The 24,931-nt window shown below is 41.6% G+C and carries 19 protein-coding genes and 1 pseudogene; 13 read left to right on the forward strand and 7 right to left on the reverse strand.

Annotation, left to right across the window (positions count from 1 at the left end):
* Positions 1 to 73 precede the first annotated feature (73 nt).
* Positions 74 to 493, reverse strand: a complete 420-nt coding sequence (locus NSMS1_RS28545) for a photosystem I reaction center subunit II PsaD (RefSeq protein ID WP_224088023.1) — start codon at positions 491 to 493, stop codon at positions 74 to 76.
* A 165-nt stretch (positions 494 to 658) separates the two neighbouring features.
* Complete coding sequence (locus NSMS1_RS28550) at positions 659 to 2,668, reverse strand: DICT sensory domain-containing protein (protein WP_224088026.1); 2,010 nt, start codon at positions 2,666 to 2,668, stop codon at positions 659 to 661.
* A gap of 1,152 nt (positions 2,669 to 3,820) precedes the next feature.
* Between NSMS1_RS28550 and NSMS1_RS28555 the strand changes: the two genes are divergently transcribed.
* The 6 genes from NSMS1_RS28555 (at position 3,821) to NSMS1_RS28580 (ending at position 12,810) form a co-directional block, all read left to right on the forward strand.
* The gene (locus NSMS1_RS28555) at positions 3,821 to 6,112 is read left to right on the forward strand and encodes an amylo-alpha-1,6-glucosidase (protein WP_224088028.1); all 2,292 of its coding nucleotides are present in this window, start codon (positions 3,821 to 3,823) and stop codon (positions 6,110 to 6,112) included.
* A gap of 584 nt (positions 6,113 to 6,696) precedes the next feature.
* Entirely contained in the window at positions 6,697 to 8,523 is a 1,827-nt protein-coding gene (locus NSMS1_RS28560) for a hypothetical protein (RefSeq protein WP_224088036.1), read from the forward strand.
* A complete protein-coding gene (locus NSMS1_RS28565) occupies positions 8,520 to 9,800 on the forward strand; it encodes a TolB family protein (RefSeq protein ID WP_224088038.1) in 1,281 nt (426 codons plus the stop codon). The genes NSMS1_RS28560 and NSMS1_RS28565 overlap by 4 nt, the downstream gene beginning before the upstream one ends.
* 92 nt (positions 9,801 to 9,892) lie before the next feature.
* The gene (locus NSMS1_RS28570) at positions 9,893 to 10,492 is read left to right on the forward strand and encodes a gamma-glutamylcyclotransferase (protein ID WP_224088040.1); all 600 of its coding nucleotides are present in this window, start codon (positions 9,893 to 9,895) and stop codon (positions 10,490 to 10,492) included.
* A 260-nt stretch (positions 10,493 to 10,752) separates the two neighbouring features.
* Positions 10,753 to 11,346, forward strand: coding sequence for an NIL domain-containing protein (locus NSMS1_RS28575; RefSeq protein WP_224088041.1), 594 nt, complete (start codon positions 10,753 to 10,755; stop codon positions 11,344 to 11,346).
* 111 nt (positions 11,347 to 11,457) lie between these two features.
* Positions 11,458 to 12,810 (forward strand): selenium-binding family protein, encoded by a 1,353-nt coding sequence (locus tag NSMS1_RS28580; protein WP_224088043.1) that lies wholly within the window; start codon positions 11,458 to 11,460, stop codon positions 12,808 to 12,810.
* Between the two features lie 556 nt (positions 12,811 to 13,366).
* Here NSMS1_RS28580 and NSMS1_RS28585 read toward each other — a convergent pair.
* Together NSMS1_RS28585 and NSMS1_RS28590 are read right to left on the reverse strand one after the other, a co-directional pair.
* Positions 13,367 to 14,326 (reverse strand): 50S ribosomal protein L11 methyltransferase, encoded by a 960-nt coding sequence (locus NSMS1_RS28585; protein WP_224088045.1) that lies wholly within the window; start codon positions 14,324 to 14,326, stop codon positions 13,367 to 13,369.
* A gap of 20 nt (positions 14,327 to 14,346) precedes the next feature.
* Entirely contained in the window at positions 14,347 to 14,484 is a 138-nt protein-coding gene (locus NSMS1_RS28590) for a hypothetical protein (protein WP_224088047.1), read from the reverse strand.
* A gap of 123 nt (positions 14,485 to 14,607) precedes the next feature.
* On the opposite strand from NSMS1_RS28590, the pseudogene NSMS1_RS28595 reads away from it, so the two are divergent.
* A pseudogene (locus NSMS1_RS28595) lies at positions 14,608 to 14,916 on the forward strand (O-methyltransferase); the annotation flags it as partial.
* A gap of 34 nt (positions 14,917 to 14,950) precedes the next feature.
* Here NSMS1_RS28595 and NSMS1_RS28600 read toward each other — a convergent pair.
* Positions 14,951 to 16,062 (reverse strand): IS630 family transposase gene (locus NSMS1_RS28600; protein ID WP_411908649.1). Its coding sequence is split into 2 segments (ribosomal slippage): positions 14,951 to 15,642 and positions 15,642 to 16,062, totalling 1,113 coding nucleotides; the frame shifts between segments, so codons are not numbered across the junction.
* A gap of 86 nt (positions 16,063 to 16,148) precedes the next feature.
* On the opposite strand from NSMS1_RS28600, the gene NSMS1_RS28605 reads away from it, so the two are divergent.
* The 6 genes from NSMS1_RS28605 (at position 16,149) to NSMS1_RS28630 (ending at position 22,204) form a co-directional block, all read left to right on the forward strand.
* Entirely contained in the window at positions 16,149 to 16,484 is a 336-nt protein-coding gene (locus NSMS1_RS28605) for an O-methyltransferase (RefSeq protein WP_224088049.1), read from the forward strand.
* A gap of 73 nt (positions 16,485 to 16,557) precedes the next feature.
* Positions 16,558 to 17,961, forward strand: a complete 1,404-nt coding sequence (gene leuC / locus NSMS1_RS28610; RefSeq protein WP_224088051.1) for a 3-isopropylmalate dehydratase large subunit — start codon at positions 16,558 to 16,560, stop codon at positions 17,959 to 17,961.
* A gap of 92 nt (positions 17,962 to 18,053) precedes the next feature.
* On the forward strand, positions 18,054 to 18,662 hold the full coding sequence (leuD, locus tag NSMS1_RS28615; protein WP_224088053.1) for a 3-isopropylmalate dehydratase small subunit: 609 nt from the start codon (positions 18,054 to 18,056) through the stop codon (positions 18,660 to 18,662).
* Positions 18,663 to 18,833: 171 nt separating this feature from the next.
* Positions 18,834 to 20,213 (forward strand): glutathione-disulfide reductase, encoded by a 1,380-nt coding sequence (gene gor / locus NSMS1_RS28620; RefSeq protein ID WP_224088055.1) that lies wholly within the window; start codon positions 18,834 to 18,836, stop codon positions 20,211 to 20,213.
* A gap of 102 nt (positions 20,214 to 20,315) precedes the next feature.
* Positions 20,316 to 20,954 carry a YqiA/YcfP family alpha/beta fold hydrolase gene (locus tag NSMS1_RS28625; protein WP_224088057.1) on the forward strand — a complete coding sequence of 213 codons (639 nt, stop codon included), beginning with the start codon at positions 20,316 to 20,318 and terminating at the stop codon, positions 20,952 to 20,954.
* Between the two features lie 101 nt (positions 20,955 to 21,055).
* A complete protein-coding gene (locus tag NSMS1_RS28630; protein ID WP_224088059.1) occupies positions 21,056 to 22,204 on the forward strand; it encodes a histidinol-phosphate transaminase in 1,149 nt (382 codons plus the stop codon).
* Between the two features lie 303 nt (positions 22,205 to 22,507).
* Here NSMS1_RS28630 and NSMS1_RS28635 read toward each other — a convergent pair whose 3' ends face one another.
* Positions 22,508 to 23,047, reverse strand: coding sequence for a hypothetical protein (locus NSMS1_RS28635; RefSeq protein WP_224088061.1), 540 nt, complete (start codon positions 23,045 to 23,047; stop codon positions 22,508 to 22,510).
* A gap of 792 nt (positions 23,048 to 23,839) precedes the next feature.
* Positions 23,840 to 24,553: a GNAT family N-acetyltransferase gene (locus tag NSMS1_RS28640; protein ID WP_224088063.1), complete on the reverse strand. Its 714-nt coding sequence runs from the start codon at positions 24,551 to 24,553 to the stop codon at positions 23,840 to 23,842.
* Positions 24,554 to 24,931 lie beyond the last annotated feature (378 nt).

A 24,931-nucleotide genomic window follows, 5' to 3' on the forward strand; every position in this document is an offset into this window, starting at 1 on the left:
CCTGAGTCCTGAGTTCTGATGAAATTTTACTCGGAACTCGCAACTCATAACTCAGCACTATTTTCTCTAGTTCCTACGCATCGTAGGTAGCTGTACCAGAGAATTTAACTTTTGCAGGGCTGGGGTTTTCCCCAATACTGCGGGCGTTGAAACGAACTTTCTCACGACCTTGATTGACTTTTTCAGGGAATACGCCATCAGCTGGGTGAATGAAGGTGGTTTCACCGTTGGGTAAAATCCGGTAAATTTTGTAATCTGTGATTTTGAATTTTCGGAGTTGACCGCCTAGAGCGATACCATATTCCTTGCGAGCCAAGTACAGAAGGTTTTGACCTTCGTTCATAGTAGCTGCGCCACCTGTAGGTAGTTCAAATACCTGTTCCTTGGGGCTAGTCCAAGTGATAGCGTATTTTTCTTCTACGACTGCTTTGGTGAGCAAGCCACCAGTGCTGCCAGCAAATTTGGGAGTTTTACCTGAAAGTGTTTCTGCCATAAGGTTTTTCTCTCAACGTTTTTAGGGCATCGTAACACCGCTATCATGATCATATTGCGATCGCGTTATAGTCTGTAACAGTTTTTAGTCATTGGTCATTAGTCATTGGTCATTAGTCATTAGTCCATAGTCCATAGTCAACAGTCCATAGCCCATTACCCATAACTATCGACTCTTAACCTTCGACCGACTCTCCTCTTGCCTATTCTGGGCGATGGGGATGGTGAAATGAAACTGGCTGCCTTGGTTTTTGCCAGAGGACTCTGCCCAAATCATGCCGCCCCAGCCGTTGACGATTTGGCGACAGATGGCTAAACCTAGCCCTGTACCGCCTGCTGTGCGTCTTAAAGCCCCTTCTTCTTGGTAGAAGCGGTCAAAAACTATTTCTAGGCGATTTGGCTCTATACCGCGCCCTGTGTCGGCTACGGTGACTTCTACCATTTGACTGCCGTTGTGGGTGGCACTAATCTTGATTTCGCCTTGTTCTGGAGTAAATTTACAGGCGTTATCTACTAATTTCGCCAACACCTCGACTAGCCAATCGCCGTCTGCTCTTACTAAAGGCAAGTTTTCGTCGATTTGGGTTTTAATGGCGGGTGGTTTTTCTATTGATGGACGGGTACGGATACGGCTGAGGGCTAAATCAATACATTCTTGTAAGGTCAAGGATTCTGGATGCCATTCCACTCGACCGCTTTCTAGGTTAGATAGGGTTAAGAAATCCTGTACTAACTTCCGCATCCGTTCTGAGTCTGCCAACGCAGTATTCAACATTACCTGTTGCAACTCCACAGGCATATCTGGTTCTGTCGCCAAACTTTCTAAGCACACTTGAATTGTGGATAAAGGTGTGCGTAACTCATGCCCTGTAATGGCTATCAAGTTGCTGCGGGTACGGTCTAAGGCTTCTAGTTGCTTGTTGAGTTCTTCTAGGTTAGCGAAGGCTTCTGCTTGAATTAAGGCGGCTCCAATTTGAGTGGCGATCGCTTTTACTAGATCCAGTTCTCCTTGTTGCCATTGATGGGGGGGTAAGGAGCAATAATGTAATTCAACAATGCCTAACAATCGCCCTTGAAATAATACTGGTTCGATTAACCAGGAACGAATCGCTAATCTTTTGGCAATTAAGGACAAACTAGGGAAATTATTTACCCGATAGTCGTTTAAGGTATCGCTGACACAGACACCTTCACCATGATCTACCACTTCTTGAAATAGAGAATTTTTCTTTAATTCCCAGGTTTGACCACTAATTGAGACAGTGCCGGGAGTGATAAATTCATGCTCTATCACGGCTTGGGCTTCACCAGCCTGGGCGCGGTAAATTAAACAACGACTAGCCCCTAAATGCTGCCCTAATTCTTGGGCGGCGATTTGTAACACTTCATGAGGGTCGAGCGATCGCCTAATTGCTGTACTAATTGAGTTTACTAAACGCTCTTTTCGTGCTTGCTCTGCGATCGAGCGGTAAGCTTTGTGTAATTTGTACTGACTAGCTTGTAAGTAGGTAACTAAACGCTGCACAAAGGGATCTGTGTCAATATCACAAGCATATTCAGTCAGGACATTGCTGGCAGAGTAAACTTTCGTTTCTCCTATACCAAATCGCTGGCAAGCCCTTGCTACCTTTTTCGCCAAATCTGGGCGATAAATCAAAATCCTGTCTAATAGCAGTTGAGCTGCTTTGATGCTCACTCCCCGTTCTGATGTCCAAATACCTTCAAATCTTCGCCCTGCGTCCATATCCAGACCAGGACTCAACTCTGCTGGTAGCTTATTTTTAGCGATCGACCCTTTGCTTTCTCTACATACTAGACAAGTAGCATAATTATCAGCCACTACTACCAAATGCCACTCTTGACTCAAAGCATCACTAGGCTCAAATGCTACTTTTTCGTAGTACTCTGAGCTATTTGCAAAATCCGTCTCCGGTGCAGATAAAACATATATTTGATTACTACGTTGTGCTAATCGCTGATAGCGATGAGCTTCTTGGCGATAGAATCTCTCTCTTTGAAAGCTAGCAATCACTAAAGGCTGGTCTAGAGTCGCAGCCAACACCTGATCTTCCATTGCATGTGAAAGGGCCGTTAATGAAGCTTTGAAATATAGCTGGGGCCGCAGGTAAGGTAGGGACTGTAGCAGATCACTCAGCACGGAAGTTGAAATGCTCATGAATATCTTTAAAAAAGCCCAATCTGAAACAAGATTCGCATCACAGCTGCATTGTACAAATTACAACGGACGTTCAGGTGAAGTAGACTGTTGCAATATGTAAATAAATTTATAGTTGGGAGGCAAGAGGCAGAAGGCGGAATATCTTTCTTTTTACTTACTACTCAGCACTCAGCACTCACTAACTAGAAGATAAAGTCTGACTATTCCTAGCATTCCAGCTTTGAATATAGCCTAACCTGGGTGACTACGACTATAAATTCATGTACAGATTTAAGAAAATAGAGTCACAAAAAAACCCATAACAGCTATTAATTCGTCGTCTAAGCTCAGAGTTAACTAAAGGTATAGACAGATCATAGCGACTTTGGTCTTTAAATCTTAATTGTTATTTATCCCGTTACTGGCATGTAAATTTTCCCCAATAGGCTACTAAGCTCAATATACATTCTCAAATACCCCTCCTATCATGCCTACCGTGTATACACAAGTCGAATTGGAAGTCAAATGGGCAGAAAAGAACGGGAAATTATTTTTTAAATCCTTGATTTTCCGTTAAAGCTCTATCAATAAGCTGACACTATTGATAATCACTCACTCAACTCAAAACCTTGCCTACTAAGGCTTGTATCTTACTAAGCAAGGATTTTAGGACTTGTGTATACACCGTAGCCTATCATGCTGGGGATAAGTTTCTTGACGTGGGAGTGGGGGAGGTAGGGAAGATGAGGGGGAAGACAAGGAAGATGGGGAAATTTATTACTCGTCACTCAGCACTCACAAATCATTACTCCTAACTAGCAAACTCAGCCTTACAAAAAATAATGTTGTATCTTAGTTAAGTATTATATAGTTCTTCAGCTTTTGGTGTTTTATTTGGCAATAAATCGTTTAAAAAGCCCATTTTTCGACCTTGACATTAGATTCAAAGCAGATAAATTTATAAAAATTTGTAATTACTTTAATGTCTAGTCTGTTCGACTTTCCAACAAATTCAATCCCAATCTAAAAAGCCTCCTACTCCCTGCCCTTTCAATTTTGGATTTGGGATTTTAAATTTTAGATTAGATGGTTCAATCCAAAATCTGAAATTTTCCTACCGCCTTGAATACGATCGCAAAAATTTAGACCTTATATACGGAATTTTGGCTGATGACACCGGATACACTGACTACCCCGGACAAAATATTATTGGATGGTAAAACTTTTATCCCCGCCGAAGATTTACCGATTCCTGAGTGGCCTTGTGTGGTAAGTGAAAGACCACAACCAACTCTGACGGTAAAAGATGATGATTTATTTTTAGTCACGGACACGATGGGGAATATCTCCGGCTGTTCCCTAAATGATGGGAATCCTAGCATGGGGTTATTTTGCTGTGATACGCGATTTCTCAACCGTTTAGAGTTACAAATTGATGGGCGATCGCCTGTACTTCTCAGTAGTAGTGCGGAAAAAGGTTTTGCCCTGTCGGTTTTGTGTACCAATCCCAGAATTGATGAACAGATGAAGGCTGATACTGTAGGTATTCGTCGGGAGTTGGTACTTAATGGGGCTTTATTTGAAGAGATCGAGGTTGCTAACTACAGCACAACTACCGTTACCTTTGAACTCAGTATTAGCTTTGATGCTGATTTTGTAGATTTGTTTGAAGTCCGAGGTTACGGCAGAGGAAAACGCGGTAAACTTTTACGCTTAGTGGAACCAACCTCTGAGGATGGAGGCAGCTTGCATGGTGATAGTGTTGCATCTGTACAGTTACCTCATCTCACCCACAAGGAAGAATCTTTAACCTTGGCTTATCAAGGTTTAGATGGCTTAATTATGGAATCGCGTATCCAATTCCAGCATCGCCAACCAGACTATTTCAAAGGCTACACAGCGATTTGGCGTTTAGAGTTACCTACCCACGCCACCCAAAAGTTAGGCTATCGGGTAAATATGTTTACCAACAACAACTCTAGCTCTAATGTGAGTGCGGCTGTTACTTTAGTACAAGCCAAAGCCTCGGAGATGATGGAGGAACAGAACTGGGTACACAAAATTACCAATATCCGCGCTGATAAAAGTAACTTCAATCAAGTGATTGAACGCGCTGAACAGGATATGTATTTGTTACGCCAGTCTTTTGACAAATATAAAACCGTTTCTGCGGGTGTACCTTGGTTTTCAGCACTCTTTGGACGAGATTCCATCATTACCGCCTCCCAAACCTTGATGCTAAACCCGGAAATAGCCAGAGAAACCCTGATGTTGCTGGCGGCTTACCAAGGTAAACAAGATGATGAGTGGCGTGAGGAGGAACCAGGGAAGATTCTCCACGAGTTGCGTTTGGGAGAAATGGCAAGATGTCAAGAAATTCCTCACACTCCATACTATGGTACGGTGGATGCCACGCCTCTGTGGTTGATGTTGTATTCTGAATACTATTCTTGGACGCATGACCGGGAAACTCTAGAACAGCTATGGCCGAATGCTTTGGCGGCGATGGAGTGGATAGACCGCAATATGCAGCCTACAGGTTATCTTAGCTATCACCGCAGGTCTAAACGTGGTCTAGATAACCAGGGTTGGAAAGATTCTGGTGATTGTATCGTAGACCGCAAGGGAGACTTAGCCACTGGCGCTATAGCTTTGTGTGAAGTACAAGCTTACGTCTACGCTGCTAAAATGCGTCTGGCGGAAATTGCCAGGATGAAGAAGCGTCTTGATTTAGCTGAACGCTGGCAAGATGAAGCCAAAAGCCTCAAGGAACGGTTTAACGAAGATTTTTGGATGGAAGACCAAGATTTTTGTGCTTTGGCTTTGGATGGTGCGCTTAAGCAGGTGGATAGTATTACATCTAACCCTGGTCATTGTCTACAGTTGGGGATTTTTACACCAGAGAAAGCTTATAACGTGGCAGAACGTTTACGCGCTCCTGATATGTTTAACGGCTGGGGGATTCGGACACTAAGTAGTTTGTCGCCAGCGTATAATCCGATGGGGTATCATATTGGCTCAGTTTGGCCTCATGATAATTCTTTAATTGCGATGGGATTGCGATCGCTCGGTTTAATCGACCAAGCTTTAGAAATCTTTCAAGGTTTGTTCGATATGACAAGTCAGCAACCTTACCAACGTCCTCCAGAACTATTTTGTGGCTACGAGCGTAACGGCGATCATTCTCCTGTACAATATCCCGTTGCTTGCACACCCCAAGCCTGGGCTACTGGTACTATCTTTCAACTCATACAAATGATTGTCAATTTAGTACCTGATGCGCCAAACAATTGCCTAAGAATTATCGACCCCGCTTTACCAGAGTCAATCAGTAAATTGTCATTGCACAATTTACAAGTCGGTACAACCGTTCTGGATTTAGAATTTGAACGTTCTGGTGGCACTACTGCCTGTCGGGTAGCGAAAAAACGGGGCAACCTGCGGGTAGTAATTGAGGCTTAATATCCCATTTCCAGCATTGCCTGATACCGATACATGAATAGGGGCGCAAAGTTTTGCGCCCTTACAGTCAAACAATTTTAGATTTTGGATTGACGATTTTGGATTGACTGCACCCACAAGGGGATGCAGCTTGGAGATTTTGGATTGACGATTGCGCGATTTGTTTCGCCCACCAGGGGCAGGGCTTGAACCAAAAATGATCCAAAATCCAAAATTTAAAATCTAAAATTAGTACGGTCAATTTATCTGTGACAAACATTTTTGGAAATAATGTCTATACCCTCAAAAAATGTTTAGGAACAAACAATTAATACACCAGTCTATCTTGATATCTACACTAGCTAAGACTGTATCTCATAGAAGAAAAGCACAACCAAGCCTAAACATATTTTTTCCTACAACCTTACATTTGTTTTTCAGCTATATAACCACATAGCTAAAAACCCATGAATGGGTATAAAAATATGTTTGCTCATGTCTAATTAGAGAAGAATTACGGAATTAATCTTACTGATTTGGTATTAAATCTCAATCCTTGCAACAATCACTCTCATCATTTATTTCAGAGCTTTATCTGCCGAATTATGCTGCGAATTTATCGTTATACTAAACCAACTCAACTTATTACTGCTTTAATTTTAACTGGCATTTTATCTGCTGGTAATGGTTTCACATTTATTAAATCTGCCAGTGCTTCATCTACAGATTTTTTAGCACAAATACCCAATGAACAGCTAAAACAAAATATTAGAACCAATGGCTTACCTCGTTCGGTTGTTAATGCTGTCTTGCGCGATATCTCTCGTAGACAGGGAAGTTTTGCCGGAGCATTTCAAATTACCGACTATAGTCAACAGACTTGGCGCAATGGTTGTTTAGAATTGCAACGTCCAGAAGAACTTTGTACTCAAGCATTAGTTCCTGGTTGGCGAGTTGTGGTTTCTCGTGGTAGACAAAGCTGGGTTTATCACAGTAACCAAACAGGTTCTGTAATTAGGTTAAATGAACGAGCTAACACAGGCAGATTACCTCAAAATGTGCGAAATGCGGTGTTACGAGAAGCTAGTGAAATTAGCAGATTACCAGTCAGATCGCTGAATATTGTAGACTTTCAGCAGACAAGTTGGACTGAAGGATGTGAAAGTTCCACTTACCCTAATCCTTGCGATCAAGTTTTAGTATCCGGTTGGCAAGTGACAGTAAGTGCTGAAAATCAGCGCTGGGTATTTGTTTCTAATGAAAATGGCTCTAGAGTGGAATTAAGGTCGGGAAGTAATGCAAGCGCGAATTTACCGCAGTCTATTGTAGAAAGGGTAATAGCCGATGCTTCGAGACGGGTCAGCAGCAGAATAGCAGTCAGCCGGAGAAACATTACTCAAGCAGAACGGGTAGTTTGGAGTAATGGCTGTCTAGATTTAGGCGGCGCTGCGGAAAGTTGTCTGTTTGCACAGGTTCCTGGTTGGCGTGTAACTGTCACAGTCGGCTCTGAGAGGTTAGTTTATCATACTGATAACAATTCTCAAGTCAGGTTCAATCGGGCTGCTAGTACGACTGTTGGTAATGTGGATACGGGTGAAGCAATACCGATTCCTGAAAGTGAATTACCGCCTCCTTTAGATACAAATGTGGTGTTCCGCGAAATTTCTAGTGGTGGCTTTGCAGGTAGAACCTATGAGACAACTTTGCTCAATGATGGGCGATTAATTCGGGTGCGTCGTGGTGATGCTAATGATTCTGAGCGGACTGTGCGTCGTCTGAGTCGCCAACAATTCCAACAATTTCAGCAACTTCTGAGACGTTATAGAGGTGAGTTTGACAATCTCCGCTACCCTGCATCAAGAAACAGTGCTGATTACATTACCTACACTCTCACCAGCCAAGATGGCACAGTCGAGTACAGTGATGTTTCCCAAAATGAGCTACCGCCAAATTTACAGGCTGTAATTACTGCTTGGAATCAAATTAACGATAATCCTAGCCAAATTCCAAATGATGATACTCTCAACCCTGTACCAATTCGTCCGAGTGAGTTACCACTACCTTTAGATCAAGGTGTAGTTTTTCGAGAAATTTCTAGCGGTGGCTTTGCGGGTAGAACTTACGAAACGGTTTTACGGGATGATGGGTTGTTAATTCGTGTACGTATTGGCGATGCTAATGATTCTGAGCGGAGTGTACGCCGTGTATCCGCGCAGCAAGTACGTCAATTCCAACGATTGTTAGAACGCCAAGCTGGGGAGTTCCAAAATATCAGCTACCCAGCGCCTAGAGGATCTGCTGACTATATTACCTACACTCTCACCAGTGAAGATGGTACGGTACAGTACAATGATATTTCTCGAAATAACTTGCCTCAAAATTTACAAGATGTGCTAGAAACTTGGAGCAATATCATTAGTAATGCTCGATGATTAGTAAGCGTCTATTTTCTCTAGCAGGCGCATTGTTGATTGCTATAGTTGGCGGCGAAACAATAGCCGCCTCAACCTATGGCAATCTCCAATTTGACAAGCGTCTGGCCTTAGCAGCAGAAAATAATCAAGAAGTCCTGCTTTTAAGTATGCCTTCTGCCAAGCAGATGCAGGAATTTGTCCGCAAAGTTCTACCTCATAACCCAGGACGCTACGGTTATCGTCGTGTGTATTCACCGGAATTAATTCGGGTGAATTGTCAGGGAAAACAAACTAAGATGCCCATAAGACGACAAACAGTAGTTTATAAAGATGGTATTTCCTCTGAATCACTCACGCTAGATTTGCTGGCTTTTGAGACTAAACAGGGACAAAGATGGGTGGCAGAACCAGGTACGGATACGCCAGACTTGCTACCAAATCCCAGCAATCTTAGCCAAATGTTATTTCTTGGTAGAGGTAGGTTACGCAGTCCTTTAAATATTCTTGATGCTAAAACCTTGAAAGTGAAGCAAGTGAATGTTGCAGGATTGCGAGAAGCGATCGCCAAAGTTCAAGCTTTACGCCCCGATGAGGAGTTGGGGCCGCGTCTAACTTGGGTTTCTCAACCTCTTTGGTCACTTGATGGTAAGTTTATTGCTTTCATCTCCAACCGTAACAATTATCAAAACTCGGCTGTGTGGCTACACAATGTTGCTACTGGTGAGGATTCTCAACTTATAGAAATTCCAGGGGTAGTATTTCATCTGCATGGTTGGACAACAGATGGGCGAATTTTAGCGCGGAGTATAGTTGTTAGCAAAGAAGTTAATTCTAGTAAAGAAACAGTAGTGGCAATTAACCCTGTCACAAAGCAAATACAGCAACTTGCCGAAGGAAGTTTGTTAACTGTCAGTGATGATGGCAAAACGCTTTTATACTCTACGAGAAAGAATGAACCGCCATTCTCACAAAAAGTTTATGCCCTTTCTCTGAAAACAGGGAAAAGTCAATTAATTTTTCAAGATAGTCCTCAAGAAAAGTTTGGCAGTCGCATTATAGACTTTTCGGCTAATGGCGATCGCATCGCTTTCGCTCTGGCTGATAGTGGTAAACGCAGCCAATCTTTATTCGTCTACAACTTACCAACGCAGCAAGCCAAGCGTTTTCCTTTACCCCAGAATCATCTGGGCTTTCCAGTAGTTTGGGCTGGAGATCATCTACTAGTTCCTTTAGAAGACTTACAAAAACTTAAATCTCAAACACTATTACTCTCTGTAGAGCCTAGTTCAAAATAAATATATTAATCTACGGTTAATTTATCAACATTGCGGTGTTTGTGAAATCTTTATAGTAGAATATTGACAGTAGTACATACTTCCAGGGATAAATGAGCCAGCAAACCTCACACCCGCATCATACTTGGGTGCAATCTCATCATCCTGTAAAGTTAGAAATGGAATCGCAGCATCAGTTACACAAAGAGCCAATGTTCTATTATTTTGCTTATGGCTCATGTATGTGTCCAGTAGATTTGAAGCGATCGCTTGGGGAGAATACTCACCCCTACATCATCGGCCCTGGAGTATTAAAAGGTTATCGTTTGGGTTTTCATCTCTACTTACCGACTCGCAAGTGTGGCGTTTTAGATATAGTTAAAGACTCCAAAGCCAGTGTTAAAGGTGTACTCTACCAATTACCTCTACGCTTGAGTGAATATTTAGACCAACGTGAAGGTGTGTCTCAGAACCTCTATCGCCACGAATCAGTAGAAATCCATACACAAAATCGTATATATCAGGATGTTCGTACCTACATAGTGGTGAATAAATTAGAGGAAGAAGTCGCACCTAACGACTGGTATTTTAATGTTGTGCTACGTGGTGCAGTTACCTGTGGATTACCAGAGGAATATTGCTGGCATTTATTCAACCATATGTATAAATTACAGCAGCGTCATCAGGAAAAGCAATTCAGGCGATCGGCGTAGTATCAATTCAAAATTCAAATTAAGAAGGCTGTTTTCACAAGGATTTTTGAGTTTGGGGCTGTAGTTACGTCAGTATTAGCGTCCAAATAAAACTTACGCTATAATTAGCGGTAAACTTGTAGGTTTATTGTACTTTTAATAAGACTAACATTTTAATTTATAACTCATCAGCAATTATCAAATAGGGGAATCAATACAAGGTTTCTTGGCAACGCAGCAAATATACTTAATCTCTCATCATTATTTTAGGAATTAAGGTGATGGCTATATCTCCAGTTATACATTCTGTGGTAGGTGAAATTTGCATTCGTGTTCCTCAGTTTTACCATCGCCAGCCAGTCCTCTCACGGTTAATTTCTCGCTATGGTTTAACAGTTAATATTACCGCCGCTTTTTTAGATGCAGATACTAAAAAAGACGGTTGGTTTAATTTGGAAATACAAGGTAAAGAGGAAGATGTAAATGCAGCTATTGAATACTTGCAAACATTAACTATAGAAGTTGAAGACATTAAACTGACATATATAAAAGGCAAAGGAAGCAAATTAAAACTGGTGCATGGTAATGTTAATCAGGAGCGATTGAGCCAAGCATTAGAAGATGAAATTACAGCTATAGAAAGAAAAACTAATCGTGCTAAATTCCATGTCTGCATTCCCCAAAGTTACCGTTCATCTCCTATCATTGCTGGTTTAGTAACTTGTTGTGGATTAACCGTCAATATTTTAGGAGCTTTATTAGAAAAAAGCAGCGAAAATGATGGCTGGTTTGATTTAGAAGTTTGGGGTAGACCACAAGAAATTATCTCAGGATTAAGATATCTCAAAGAACAAGGATTACAAATTTGGTTGTAATTATACTGAATTATATCAAGTTCGGTAATTGGTAATAGGTAATGGGTAATTGTTTAATTCTATTAGCCACTACCTTAACTAAATTTTGTAAATATACAGGGGAATATAATTATGACTCATGCGTGTTGCGGCCCTGGCTATGCTTCTCCAGAAGCAGCTATTCAAGCAGAACGAGAAAAAGTATTATATGCGATCGCACTCTACACAGGTACAGGAATTGAAGCACCAGATTACCTCGCTACTATAGACGTAGATCCAGACTCACTTACATACTCGCAAATCATCCATCGCCTACCTATGCCTTACATAGGTGATGAATTACATCATTTTGGTTGGAATGCTTGTAGTTCTTGTCATGATGATGCTAGTAAATCCCGCAGGTTTACGATTATTCCTGGTTTGCGCTCCAGCCGCATCTATATAGTAGATACAGCAGAGGCAAAAGCGCCAAAACTCTATAAAGTTATTGAACCAGAAGAAATAAAAGCCAAGACTAATCTCACTGCACCGCACACCGTCCACTGTTTAGCCGATGGTCATGTGATGATTTCCATGTTGGGTGATAGTGAAGGTAATGGCCCAGGTGGTTTTTTATTATTAGATGAAAACTTTGACATCGCTGGACGCTGGGAACATCAAGCCGAGGGAATGCGGTTTAATTATGACTTTTGGTATCAACCGCGTCATAACGTCATGGTAAGTAGTGAGTGGGGCGCACCCAAAACTTTTTTTCCTGGCTTCGACCTCAATGATGTTACCGCCGGGAATTACGGTCAGCAAATTCATTTTTGGGATTGGCAAAACCGCAAAATCACGCAAACCTTTGACTTGGGTGAAGAAGGGTTAATTCCTCTAGAAGTGAGGTTTCACCATAACCCTGACAGTACACATGGATTTGTTGCTGCCGCACTTAGTAGTAACGTTTGGCATTGGCACAAGCCTAACGGACATTGGCAGGTAGAGAAAGTTATTGATATTCCCTCTGTAGAAGTGGAAGGCTGGCCGATACCTGTGCCATCGCTAATTACTGATATTCTCATTTCTGTAAGCGATCGCTACATTTACTTTTCTAACTGGTTACATGGCGATATTCGTCAGTATGATATTAGTGATCCATCTCATCCCCAACTCACTGGTCAAGTTTGGTGTGGTGGTTTACTCGGTAAAAGTAGTGAAGTCCAAGGTCATAAGTTGGCAGGCGGGCCACAAATGATTCAACTTAGCCTAGATGGTAAACGCCTTTACGTGACCAATTCCCTATTTAGTAGTTGGGATAATCAGTTTTACCCAGACTTATCAAAAACGGGTTCTTATTTATTACAAATTGATTGTGATACAGAAAATGGTGGCTTGAAAATCAACGAAAACTTCTATGTTGATTTTGGCAAAGAACCCGCAGGCCCATCTCGCGCCCATGAAATGCGCTATCCAGGCGGTGACTCCACATCCGATATTTGGATTTAAAAATTGCCCTCAAGTATAAATCAATTTACTAGCGCGATCGCCTAAGCGATCGCGTTTTTTATTTTAAAATGTCTCCATTATCAACAGATTTCGACAACAGCAGTAATTGTACTTATATTGTCAATAGTTCTTCATTATTATTTTCATTAATTGCTTCAGATTGTCTCTCGTAGCAGTACTAATAATTTAGCTTTCTAATTAATTTATGTAAGCAAGTCTACTTAATAAATATATACCTTTAATAATCTTTATACTTTTTTGCGTATTCTTACTGAAGATATTATTGAGTAAAAACATAATGATTTAAATAGATAAGTAAAGAAACTCTTATTTACTTATCTTTACATTTTTTGAAATAACTTTTTATAAATTTTCAACATCATGAATAATTGTCCTTGCTGCTCTACTCGGCTTTTACGCCAAATTCGCAGTCGTGAGGTCTACTTTTTTTGTCGCCAATGTTGGCAAGAAATGCCAATCTTACAACAGACATATCATCCAGAGTTGTTCTGTAGGTTAGTTGACAAACCCAGTTTTTTGAAAATCGATAAAGTTATTACATCAGACGATAAGCAAATGCAACCCACTCATTTAACCGTTCACAATCAACGAACTCGAACCCAGCATTGGTAAAAGCAGTAGTAACATTTTCTTCATGGTCACTAGTAAAACCGGAGGCAATTAATAGCCCTTTATTTGCATCAGTTTGACGCAGCGCAGATTGAAAGTCATCAGCGAGAGCGACATGAACTCTTGCCAAAATATTTGCAACTATCAGGTCGAAGCTTTTTGTCGGTTGAACTGTTGATACATGATCTGTAATTTCTTGGTTCATCCAATGTCCTAAAGCGCTACCAGAACCCAAACTGCCAGCCATAACTTTTACTTGCTGCTCAACCTGATTAAGCATAACAGCATCTTGAGTAGCTTGGACAGCAGCACTATCATTATCTAGCGCTAAAACTGTTGCGCCTAATTTTGCCATAGCTACGCTAAGAATACCTGAACCTGAACCTAAATCCAGAGTATTCATTCCGGGGAGGACATATCGCTCAATCAACTTGAGACTGAGAATTGTTGCAGGATGAAAACCACTACCGAAGGCGAAACTTTTATTTAGTCTTAAAATAACTTCATCGGTTGTTTCTGGTTGATAGTGTACATAAGGAGCCAGTACAAAAAACCTTTTACCAACCTTATTAATAACAGGGTTGAGTGCATTTACGTTTGTAAGTTTATCCTCAACCATATTTGTGCGAATTGCTGTTGCTATTCCTGTACGTTCTAAGGGAGATAGCAAACTAATTATTTTGTCTATCCGTGTCCGTGAATAGACATCATAGGCTAAGTATAAATTAATCGTAAATGCCCAACTAGGATAGCTAGTCTCCTCTTGATTGACTTGGGTATATTCTGTGATGTAAACATCATTAATATCGATAGTTTGTGCAACTAACGTACATACCCAATCAACTCCTTCATTTGTTGTATCGAGGCTTAATTCTATCCACGACATAGTATTTTCCTCTGGCATAACTATAAGAACATATACTGTCTGGATGGTGGAGCAACTGACGGTATACAACCTCTTAAGTCTACCAGATGGGTTTTGAGTAGAATACATCTAGCGATAGATGCAGAAGCGATCGCACATCGCATTACTTGATTGCTCATCTGTGAAATCAAGTTATATCGGCGGTTAATTCTTATCTGAACTGTATTAAGCTAAACTACCTCAAGTAGATTTAGACAGCATTTTTTTACAGCCGATTCTTGAATAATACTCGGTAAAAATATATGACTCAGGAGCAATGGAACGCAGTCGATCGCTACATCACCGATTTGTTCATACCACCCGATCCTGTCTTAGATACCACACTCCAATCTAGTGCTAATGCTGGCCTACCACCACACAATGTTTCACCAAATCAGGGTAAATTGCTGCTACTGCTGGCACAAATTCAAGGAGCGCGAACTATTCTCGAAATTGGGACACTAGGGGCTTATAGTACAATCTGGTTAGCACGAGCTTTATCTACTGATGGTCGTCTCATCACCCTAGAAGCTAACTCAAAGCACGCCGAAGTCGCTCATTCTAATATCGTCAATGCTGGTCTAGTAGTCTGCCAAGACAACTTTGCTAGGTTAGAGTTGGATATAAACGCTGCATTTTTCGGCGAGCATCTTTGGTTTGGAAACCCCAATAGACACTGGCTTTTTGCTGATTACGTTGTTTCTCCCAAGCGGCAATCTCAGAAGTTAATGTTTCTGCATTAGGAATACGCCGTTCTAAACATTGGCGGGATAAAACAGATAATTCAATTTCTACTTGATTCAACCAAGAAGCGTGCTTAGGAGTATAGTGAAACTCTAATTTTTGAATAATTCGACGTGCTTCTTCTGGTGGAAAAACTTCATATAATGCGCTGGGAGTATGAATATTCAGGTTATCAACTACCAAACGAATAACATCAGCATCTTGGTAGCAAACATCTACTAAATTTTTCATCTGTTTAGCAAAATCGACTTTAGTTCGACGTTCTGTAACTTCGATATGCCGCCAACCTGCCAAGGGTTGAAAACACGCAAATAAATTTACTGTCCCGTTACGTTTATACTCGAAATCATAACGTTCAGGCTGCTCCGGCTCTGGTGGCAAAGGAAGTCTTACTTCTTCTACTAGTTGGTAGGGACGTTCATCAAAGCAGACTACAGGACGTTTAGGATCATAAGGCTCATTGTATAAATCCAACACATCTTCCATTCGGAAAACATATTCTGCGTTAACTTCAGGAATGCACCACTGTTGTTTTAACCACGGTTTGATTTCATTTTTTTTAAAGTTTGACGCACTGTTTCGTCCGAAATTGAATCTATGATACCAACGTTCACTAAATGATCCGCTAATAATTGCATTGTCCAACGTACTCTTCCAACTGGTGGATTGGAACAAGCAGTGGCAATTAAAAATGCTTCTTGTTTTTCATCTAACTTTTTAGGTTTTGGTGGATGAACTTCATCCTTTAAAGCAAAATCTAACCCCCCAATGACAAATTTTTCTCGTATTCGTTGCACTGTTGCAACATGCGCTCTAACTATGCTAGCGATCGCTTGATCCGTTTCTCCTTCAGAAGCCATTAGAAGAATGTTTGCACGGGTTATGGTTCTTGCTTTGTGTTTACCTTTTTTAATTATTGCTTGTAGCTGAGAAACTTCCTCTTCATTCAAGTCAACAATGTACTTTTTCGCCATGTTACACCCCGTTTTTGGCTATTTTACCAATTAGAGGTTTTACTTAGCAAAGTTACCTTGGCAGACTACTAGAGGATACTGTAGATTTGCGCATCGGACAAGCTCTCGATACCTTGGCACAACTTGCCACCGAGGGAGTCGGCCCCTTTGACCTCATTTTCATTGATGCCGACAAGCCAAACAATCCAGAATATTTGAAGTGGGCGCTTAAGCTGTCCCGTATTGGTACTCTCATCATCGCCGATAATGTGGTGCGTAACGGAACTGTGATTGACCCTGATAGTAACGATCCTAATGTTCAAGGAATACGCCGTTTCAATGAAATACTAGCTTCTGAACCGCGTATAAGTGCAACAGCAATCCAAACAGTAGGCAGCAAAGGTTACGATGGTTTTGCGCTGATCCGTGTTATTGCTGATTAAGAGCATATACATAACAAAGATTGACTTTTTTTGATACTATAAAAACTCTGACTCGTTATTTAACGATTGACGTATGAGCAAAGGAACCCTGTTCGATAAAGTTTGGGACTTACACACTGTTGGTACTCTTCCTTCAGGGCTAACACAGCTATTTATTGGGCTACACCTTATCCATGAAGTCACCAGTCCCCAAGCCTTTGCTATGTTACGGGAACGAGGCTTAAAAGTATTATTTCCTGGGCGGACTGTGGCGACGGTCGATCATATTGTACCCACAGATAATCAAGCACGCCCCTTTAGCGATCGCTTGGCAGAAGAAATGATCCAAGCGTTAGAGCAGAATTGTCAAGAAAATAACATAACTTTTTACAATATCGGTTCTGGCAACCAAGGTATAGTTCACGTAATTGCCCCCGAATTAGGACTAACCCAACCGGGAATGACCATTGCTTGTGGAGATAGCCACACTTCTAGTCATGGGGCATTTGGTGCGATCGCATTTGGTATTGGTACTAGCCAAGTGCGCGACGTTCTCGCCTCTCAAACACTGTCCCTCTCCAAACTCAAAGTCCGCAAAATTGAAGTCAACGGCACTCTCAACCCCGGTGTATATGCTAAAGATGTCATCCTGCATGTCATCCGTACTCTGGGCGTAAAAGGTGGTGTAGGTTATGCCTACGAATTTGCGGGTACGACCTTTGAACAAATGAATATGGAAGAACGGATGACAGTCTGCAACATGGCCATTGAAGGTGGTGCAAGGTGCGGTTATGTCAATCCCGATCAAGTAACTTACGATTACCTCAAAGGTAGGGACTTTGCCCCCCAAGGCGCAGACTGGGACAAAGCCGTGGCTTGGTGGGAATCAATTAAGAGCGATGGTGATGCTGAATACGATGATGTGGTAGTCTTCAACGCCGCCGATATTCCCCCGACAGTTACCTGGGGAATTACTCCCGGTCAAGGTATTGGAGTGAACCAATTGATTCCCCAACCAGAAGAACTATTAGAAGAAGACCGCTTTGTAGCTGAAGAAGCTTACCGTTACATGGATTTATATCCCGGTCAGCCAATTAAAGGTACTAAGATTGATGTTTGCTTCATCGGTAGCTGCACCAACGGACGACTCAGCGACCTCCAAGAAGCCGCCAAAATTGCCCAAGGTCGCCGCGTCGCTGAAGGAGTCAAAGCATTTGTAGTTCCTGGTTCCGAACGAGTGAAAAAAGCTGCTGAAGCCGAAGGTTTAGATAAAATCTTCCAAGCCGCAGGCTTTGAATGGCGCGAACCTGGATGTTCGATGTGCTTGGCGATGAACCCCGACAAATTGGAAGGTAGACAAATCAGTGCCTCGTCTTCCAACCGCAATTTCAAAGGCAGACAAGGTTCAGCCTCCGGTCGCACCCTGTTAATGAGTCCGGCGATGGTGGCGACGGCTGCAATTAAGGGTGAAGTCGCAGACGTACGAGAGTTGCTGTAGGACAGTTATCAGTTATCAGTTATCAGTGAACATCACCTAATAATTTATAACTGACACGCCCCTAATATTTATTCAGCTAAAAAATTAAAATTATGGTGAGCGAAGTTAAACAAGTTACAGGTCGTGGTATAGCTTTAGTGGGTAATGATATAGATACCGATCGCATCATTCCTGCTCGTTATCTTAAAGCTATTACTTTTGATGGGTTGGGTGAAGGTGCGTTTATTGATGACCGCACAGCCTTAAAAGGTGAGCATCCTTTTGACCAACCCCAGTATCAAGGTGCAAACATTTTAATAGTTAACCGTAACTTTGGCTGTGGTTCATCACGGGAACACGCACCACAAGCCCTAGCAAAGTGGGGTATTCAAGGCATAATAGGCGAAAGCTTTGCAGAAATATTCTTCGGTAATTGTGTAGCGATAGGTGTACCTGCTGTAACGGCAGATGCGGCAATTGTCAAACAACTGCAAGATTTAGTCTTTGCTAATCCCCAAACACCTATCACCATAGATTTAGAAACCCTACAAGTGCAATTTGGTGATTTCAGCGCCCCAGTTAGCATTAGTGAGGGAACAAGAACAGCTTTCACTACTGGGGTTTGGGATGCTTGCGGTCAGTTGGTAGCAAATAGTGAGCAAATTCGTGTTACCGCTAGTCAGTTGCCTTATGTGACTTGGGGTAAGTTAGCTGTTGGTTAGACTTAAGCAACGTTGGATTTATGGGAGGATTCTCATAAATCCTTTTTAACGCGGCGGTACGCAGAGATATTTCATAGGTATTTGCTTTGTCCCTCAAATATGTTTTCAGCAGTTAACAGTCAACAGTCAACTGTTAAATTTAAAGAGTCAGCAAAAATATGTTAGGTTATTATGACTTTTGATTATGACTTGTTCGTCATTGGTGCAGGTTCTGGAGGTTTGGCTGCTTCCAAAAGGGCTGCAAGCTATGGGGCAAAAGTTGCGATCGCTGAAAATGATCTAGTTGGGGGAACCTGTGTTATTCGGGGTTGTGTTCCGAAAAAACTCATGGTTTATGGTTCTCACTTTCCGGCTTTGTTTGAGGATGCAGCCGGCTACGGTTGGCAAGTTGGTAAAGCAGAACTAAATTGGGAACATTTCATTACATCTATAGATAAGGAAGTCCGCCGACTGTCACAACTGCACATCAGCTTTTTGGAAAAGGCGGGTGTAGAACTAATCTCAGGTCGTGCTACTTTGGTAGATCCACATACAGTGGAAGTAGGCGATCGCAAATATACTGCCAATAAAATTTTAATTGCCGTTGGTGGTCGTCCTATAAAACCAGACCTACCGGGTATGGAGTATGGCATCACTTCCAACGAAATATTTCACCTCAAAACCCAACCAAAACACATAGCCATTATTGGTTCTGGTTACATCGGTACAGAATTTGCTGGCATTATGCGCGGTTTGGGTTCAGAAGTCACCCAAATTACCAGAGGCGACAAAATTCTCAAAGGTTTTGACGAAGATATCCGTACCGACATTGAAGAAGGAATGAAAAATCATGGTATTCGGATTATTCCCAAGAACGTAGTCACGGCAGTTGAAAAAGTCCCAGAAGGTTTAAAAATCAGCTTATCTGGTGAAAATCAAGAACCAATCATCGCCGATGTATTTTTAGTAGCTACAGGTAGAGTTCCTAATGTAGATGGACTTGGTTTGGAAAATGCTGGTATTGAAGTCGTTGGTTCTGCTATAGAAGGGCCTGGATATAGTACCACAAATGCCATTGCGGTAAACGAATACAGCCAAACCAGCCAACCAAATATCTTTGCAGTGGGCGATGTCACAGACCGCTTAAACCTAACCCCCGTAGCTATTGGCGAAGGTCGCGCCTTTGCTGATAGTGAATTTGGCAACAACCGCCGAGAGTTCAGCCACCAAACCGTACCCACGGCTGTATTTTCCAACCCACAAGCTTCTACAGTCGGGTTAACAGAAACCGAAGCAAGAGCAAAATTCGGTGACGACGCTATAAAAATATACCGTACCCGCTTCCGCCCCATGTACCATAGTTTCACAGGCAAACAAGAGCGGACAATGATGAAGTTGGTAGTAGATGCCAACACTGACAAAGTTTTAGGCGCTCACATGGTAGGTGACGATGCTGCGGAAATTATCCAAGGTGTAGCGATCGCTGTCAAAATGGGAGCAACCAAAAAAGACTTCGATGCTACTGTCGGCATTCACCCCTCCGCCGCCGAGGAATTTGTCACTATGCGATAGGAGGAGGCAGGAGGCAGGAGGCAGGAAGGAGGCAGGAGTTAAAATTTTCTCCCTCATCTCCCTCATCTCCCCCTACTCCCCACTCCCCACTCCCCATTTCCCATGACCAAATATATCTACCTCCACGGCTTTGCTTCTAGCCCTCAATCTGCTAAAGCACAAGATATTAGTCAGCGCTTTGCCCAAATTGATACACTAATCACAATTCCTGACCTCAATACAGGGGGATTTTCTGAGTTAACTATCACACGCCAAATTCAACAAGTAGCGGCGCTTCTTCCTGATAATTCTGTTCAAGTCACACTAATTGGTTCTAGTTTAGGGGGTTTAACTGCTGCTCACATGGCACAGCAATATTCACAAGTGCAACGTCTAGTTTTATTAGCGCCAGCTTTTGGTTTTCTATCTCACTGGTTGCCCAAACTGGGAGAAGAAGCAGTACAACGTTGGCAGCAACAAGGGTACTATCCGGTGTATCATTATGGCGAAGGACAAACATTACCCTTGAGTTACAATTTCGTCACAGATTCAGCCCAATATCAAGAAGACTCCTTACAGCGCCCTATCCCCACCTTGATTCTCCACGGTAAACAAGACGAAGTTATCCCCATCACAGCCAGCCGCGATTTTGCTCGTTACCGTCCTTGGGTAGAATTAATAGAACTAAACAGCGACCACGCCTTAAGCAATGTGATGGAAGAAATCTGGCAAGCAATTTGCCTATTCGTCCATAGTCAATAGTTAACAGTCAATAGTCCAAAACCCTTAGCTGTTTGACTGTTGACTAATGACTAATGACTAATGACCAATGACCAATGACTAATGACTAATGACTAAAAATTATGCTCCCTTTTATCCGCTCAGATTTAGCCCAATTCACTGCCTACAAACCCCATCCCAGCAGCGCTACAGCCGCAGCCGTTCCCACCCAATTAGATCGGTTGGATACCAATGAAAGCCCCTATGATTTGCCATCCGAGTTAAAACAAAAGCTCGCTTGGCATTTTCAGGAGATAATCGAAAGTAATCGTTATCCCGATGGCGGACATGAGGCGCTTAAAAGTGCGATCGCTGAGTATGTCAATGAGTCGGCCAATCTTCCATCATCACAATTTACAGCCGCTAATATCTCTGTTGGTAATGGTTCGGATGAGTTAATCCGTTCTTTATTAATTGCTACTTGTTTAGGCGGAGAAGGAGCAATTTTAGTCGCCAATCCCACTTTTTCTATGTATGGGATTTTGGCACAAACTTTAGGTATTCCTGTAGTGTCGATATCTAGAGATACTACAAATTTTGAACTCGACTTGACAGCAGCCCAAACTGCCATTAGCCAAACACAAAATCCTCCTATTCGAGCGGTGTTTGTCGTTCATCCCAACTCACCAACAGCTAACCCTTTAACTGCAAACGAGTTAGCTTGGTTGAAAAGTCTTAATGAAGGAATTTTAGTAGTTATTGACGAAGCTTACTTTGAATTTAGCCAAAATACCCTCATTAGTGAATTAACACAGCGTCCTAATTGGGTAATTTTACGCACCTTTTCCAAAGCTTTCCGGTTAGCAGCCATGCGCGTTGGCTATTGTGTCGCTCATCCAGAAGCGATCGCTATTTTAGAAAAAGTCCGTTTACCTTACAATCTACCTAGTTTCTCAATTGCATCTGCTCTAGTTGCTTTACAAAATCGTGCTACATTGCTAGAGTCAATTGCCCAAACCTTAGAGGAACGCGCCAAACTCATCACTGCTTTCTCTGAACATCCAGAATTGATAGTTTCCGAAAGCGCCGCCAACTTTATCTTCCTAAGACTCCAATCAAATAGTGACACTTCATCAGCAGCTACATTACAAAACCTACATCAACAACTCAGAAATTATGGAACCTTAATACGCCAAATTAGCGGCGGATTAAGAATTACTATCGGCAGCCCAGAAGAAAACCAACGTACACTTAATCATATACAAGCGGTATTAAGAGAAGTAAGAGGTTAGCTAGAGTAGGTTCGGTTAAGTGTAGCGAAACCCACCCAACCTATATCTACTTTCAGATAAAAAGTATCCAAAATTGTAGGGTGCGTCGGTATGAATATTTTCTTGGTATAGCTAGGGTTTTTCGTACTGACGCACCCTACTAACTACTTTGCCAATTGAATGCCTTTTGAGTCTGTCTCTACTCTCCAGAAGTTTTTAAATTTTGAATTTTGTAGCTTTAGCTTTCCTTCTCTACGAGAGGCTGCGCCAACGGAACGCTCCGCGAACCCGTAGGGTATTTTGTATTTTGAATTGATCTGTCCCTTATTCAATTTCACTACCCCAACGGCGCACCATATTCACCGTTTGCGGTAACACCCCTACTAATAAAGCAAAAGCAATATCAGGTAATTCAGCCACTGTAGCAGGTGGGAAATATTGTTCAAATTGATCTAAAATTCTTTGTACTCGCTGCTGAGGAACTGTATTTTCTGTAATTTGTTTAATTAAGCGAATCCACTGTCGTCTAATTAAATAAGCTTTTTGACGTTCTTCATAGGATTCTGGTGTTAGTAGAGAAAGATTACCTATAGGTATTACCATTTGGCAATCGTAATCATAATCTCCGCCGATAGCTGCACCAGGACCTGCAAATTCTGCATGATAGCGTTTAAATAATATTAATCCGTTCCGTCTCCGACTATTGACGATAAGAACTTCCCCACTGTGCAGAAGTGTCATAATGTCCGAGCTATGCGATTGCTCAGTTCCATCTGGCATGACAAAATTGTCAAGGCAACTTGTGTCAGGGTAGTAAGTTGATATCATAGTTACTTGATAGCGTCGGAGTTTTTCGCTATCCATGTTTTGTAAACTTTTGAATAACTGAGTTACTTGAAAGACTAACAGTGGAGTTTGTAATTAAATCCACTTTTGCTCTGTTGTTTCTTAGTAGTATAGATTTGCTATTCAATTTAACTAAGACACAAATGAATCCACAACAATCTCTAATTTGGGTAATCACATTGTATGTGAATTAAGCGCAATTGTCTCTAAATTATGCACTTTTTTTCTTAAAGTTTTGATAAAGTCATCCATATTCAATGACAAGTTACTGTAAGGATTTAGGAAATTATTTAAGGTAATTTTACTGATACTGGAATCAAACCATAATTTTAGATTTTACTAGATTTTTTTTTCACTAAAGTTATAGTAAATCCATGTTTTATGTGAAGATTGCATAATGAACATCATATGATTTTGCCAGCAAGAATATAAATTCTGGAAAAACTATAAGGGTATCAATCCCACAGGGAATTTAGTACAACTTTGCTAAAGTTATTTTCAGGGAATTAGGGAAAGTTGTTACCCAAAGAAGCTATAAATCTGCTATATCAAAGCATACAAGCTCATTTATACAACTGTTCTAAATTCTCAGCCTTGTAATTTCTTATTAGTTAATAACCTAGTTTATCAGCTTATAACTTTTAACCAAACTATTAAGGTGATTGACACAAAATACTGATTAAAAACCTCTGCACAGAGAATAATAAACTAAGATAAACTCACTCAAGATTAAGAAATCTTCGTAACAGGTATGTCAATTTATCCTATAGGCGATCGCCATCTCCTCACCTTTCTACCATACAAGAAAATTTAGCTAACTGAACTAATATTGATGTGTTTATGGAGCAAAATCTGTTGAGAGCGCTTAAAGAAAAAATTATTCCACTGCGAATCAACCTTGTGTACGCGATAGCCCAGCTTAAAATAAAGTTGCCGTGCTTGGTAGTTGTTTTCTAGAACGTGGAGGTACAAGTCTTGAAATCCCCATTCCTGAGAAACTTGTTCACATTTGAGAAGTAACTGTGAAGCCACTCCATGCCGCCGATATTTGGGATGAACAGCTAAGTTCGACAGGTAAGGAAAACTTTTACCTGATTGTGTCCAGTAATCATTAAAACGTACACCAATTTCTACAGTTCCCACTAACTTCTCAATGCCGTTATCGGTAGTTTCCACAGCCACCAAACAGAGGTGATGAGGAGCGGGTGACAGAAGGCGATGCCTGAAATCCTCATAAATCCCTAAACGTAGTAGTGGAAAGGCCCATCCCCAGAAACCATTCTGAGAGTGAAAACTTTCGGCAATAATCTGAGAAATACCAGTCAAATCAGCAGATGTGGCAGCACGAACCCGGAATTGGTGAGAAACAGACTCTGCTGCTGCTGTAACTGGCTTGCGGCGGGATGGATCAAAAAACCAGTATGTCAAGGTTAGTTGAATATTAATCTTATTCAAATAAAATCTTCTCAAATATTCTAAACAGCAACTGAGAAAATTGGACTTGTAAATTGATTTAATAGTCATTGGTAATTGGTCAATAGTCAATAGTCCACAGTCAGGAGACAGAAGAGGTAAGGGAGCAGGGAACAGAGGAGAAAATTCTCACCCTTGCCCCCGCCCGAAGTTCGCCCCCCTGCTTCTTTCCTTTAGCACTCCTCACTTCCTTGCCTCTCCTTCACTTTTCACCCTAAAAAACTGCGATAAATAAAATTTACGTAAATGTGTTAGTGCAATAGTGACAAAGGGCAAACTTAATATGTAGCTTCATCTGGTTTTAGCGCCAGACTGAGGAATGTATAGAGTAACACTTAATTTCATTTATCGGAGGTGAGGCAAGATTTGGTTAGTCAGTATCAAATCTGTAAAGCAAAAGCTATACACAAACCCATTGCACAGCGCCAG

The organism is Nostoc sp. MS1, assembly GCF_019976755.1.
GTDB lineage: Bacteria > Cyanobacteriota > Cyanobacteriia > Cyanobacteriales > Nostocaceae > Trichormus.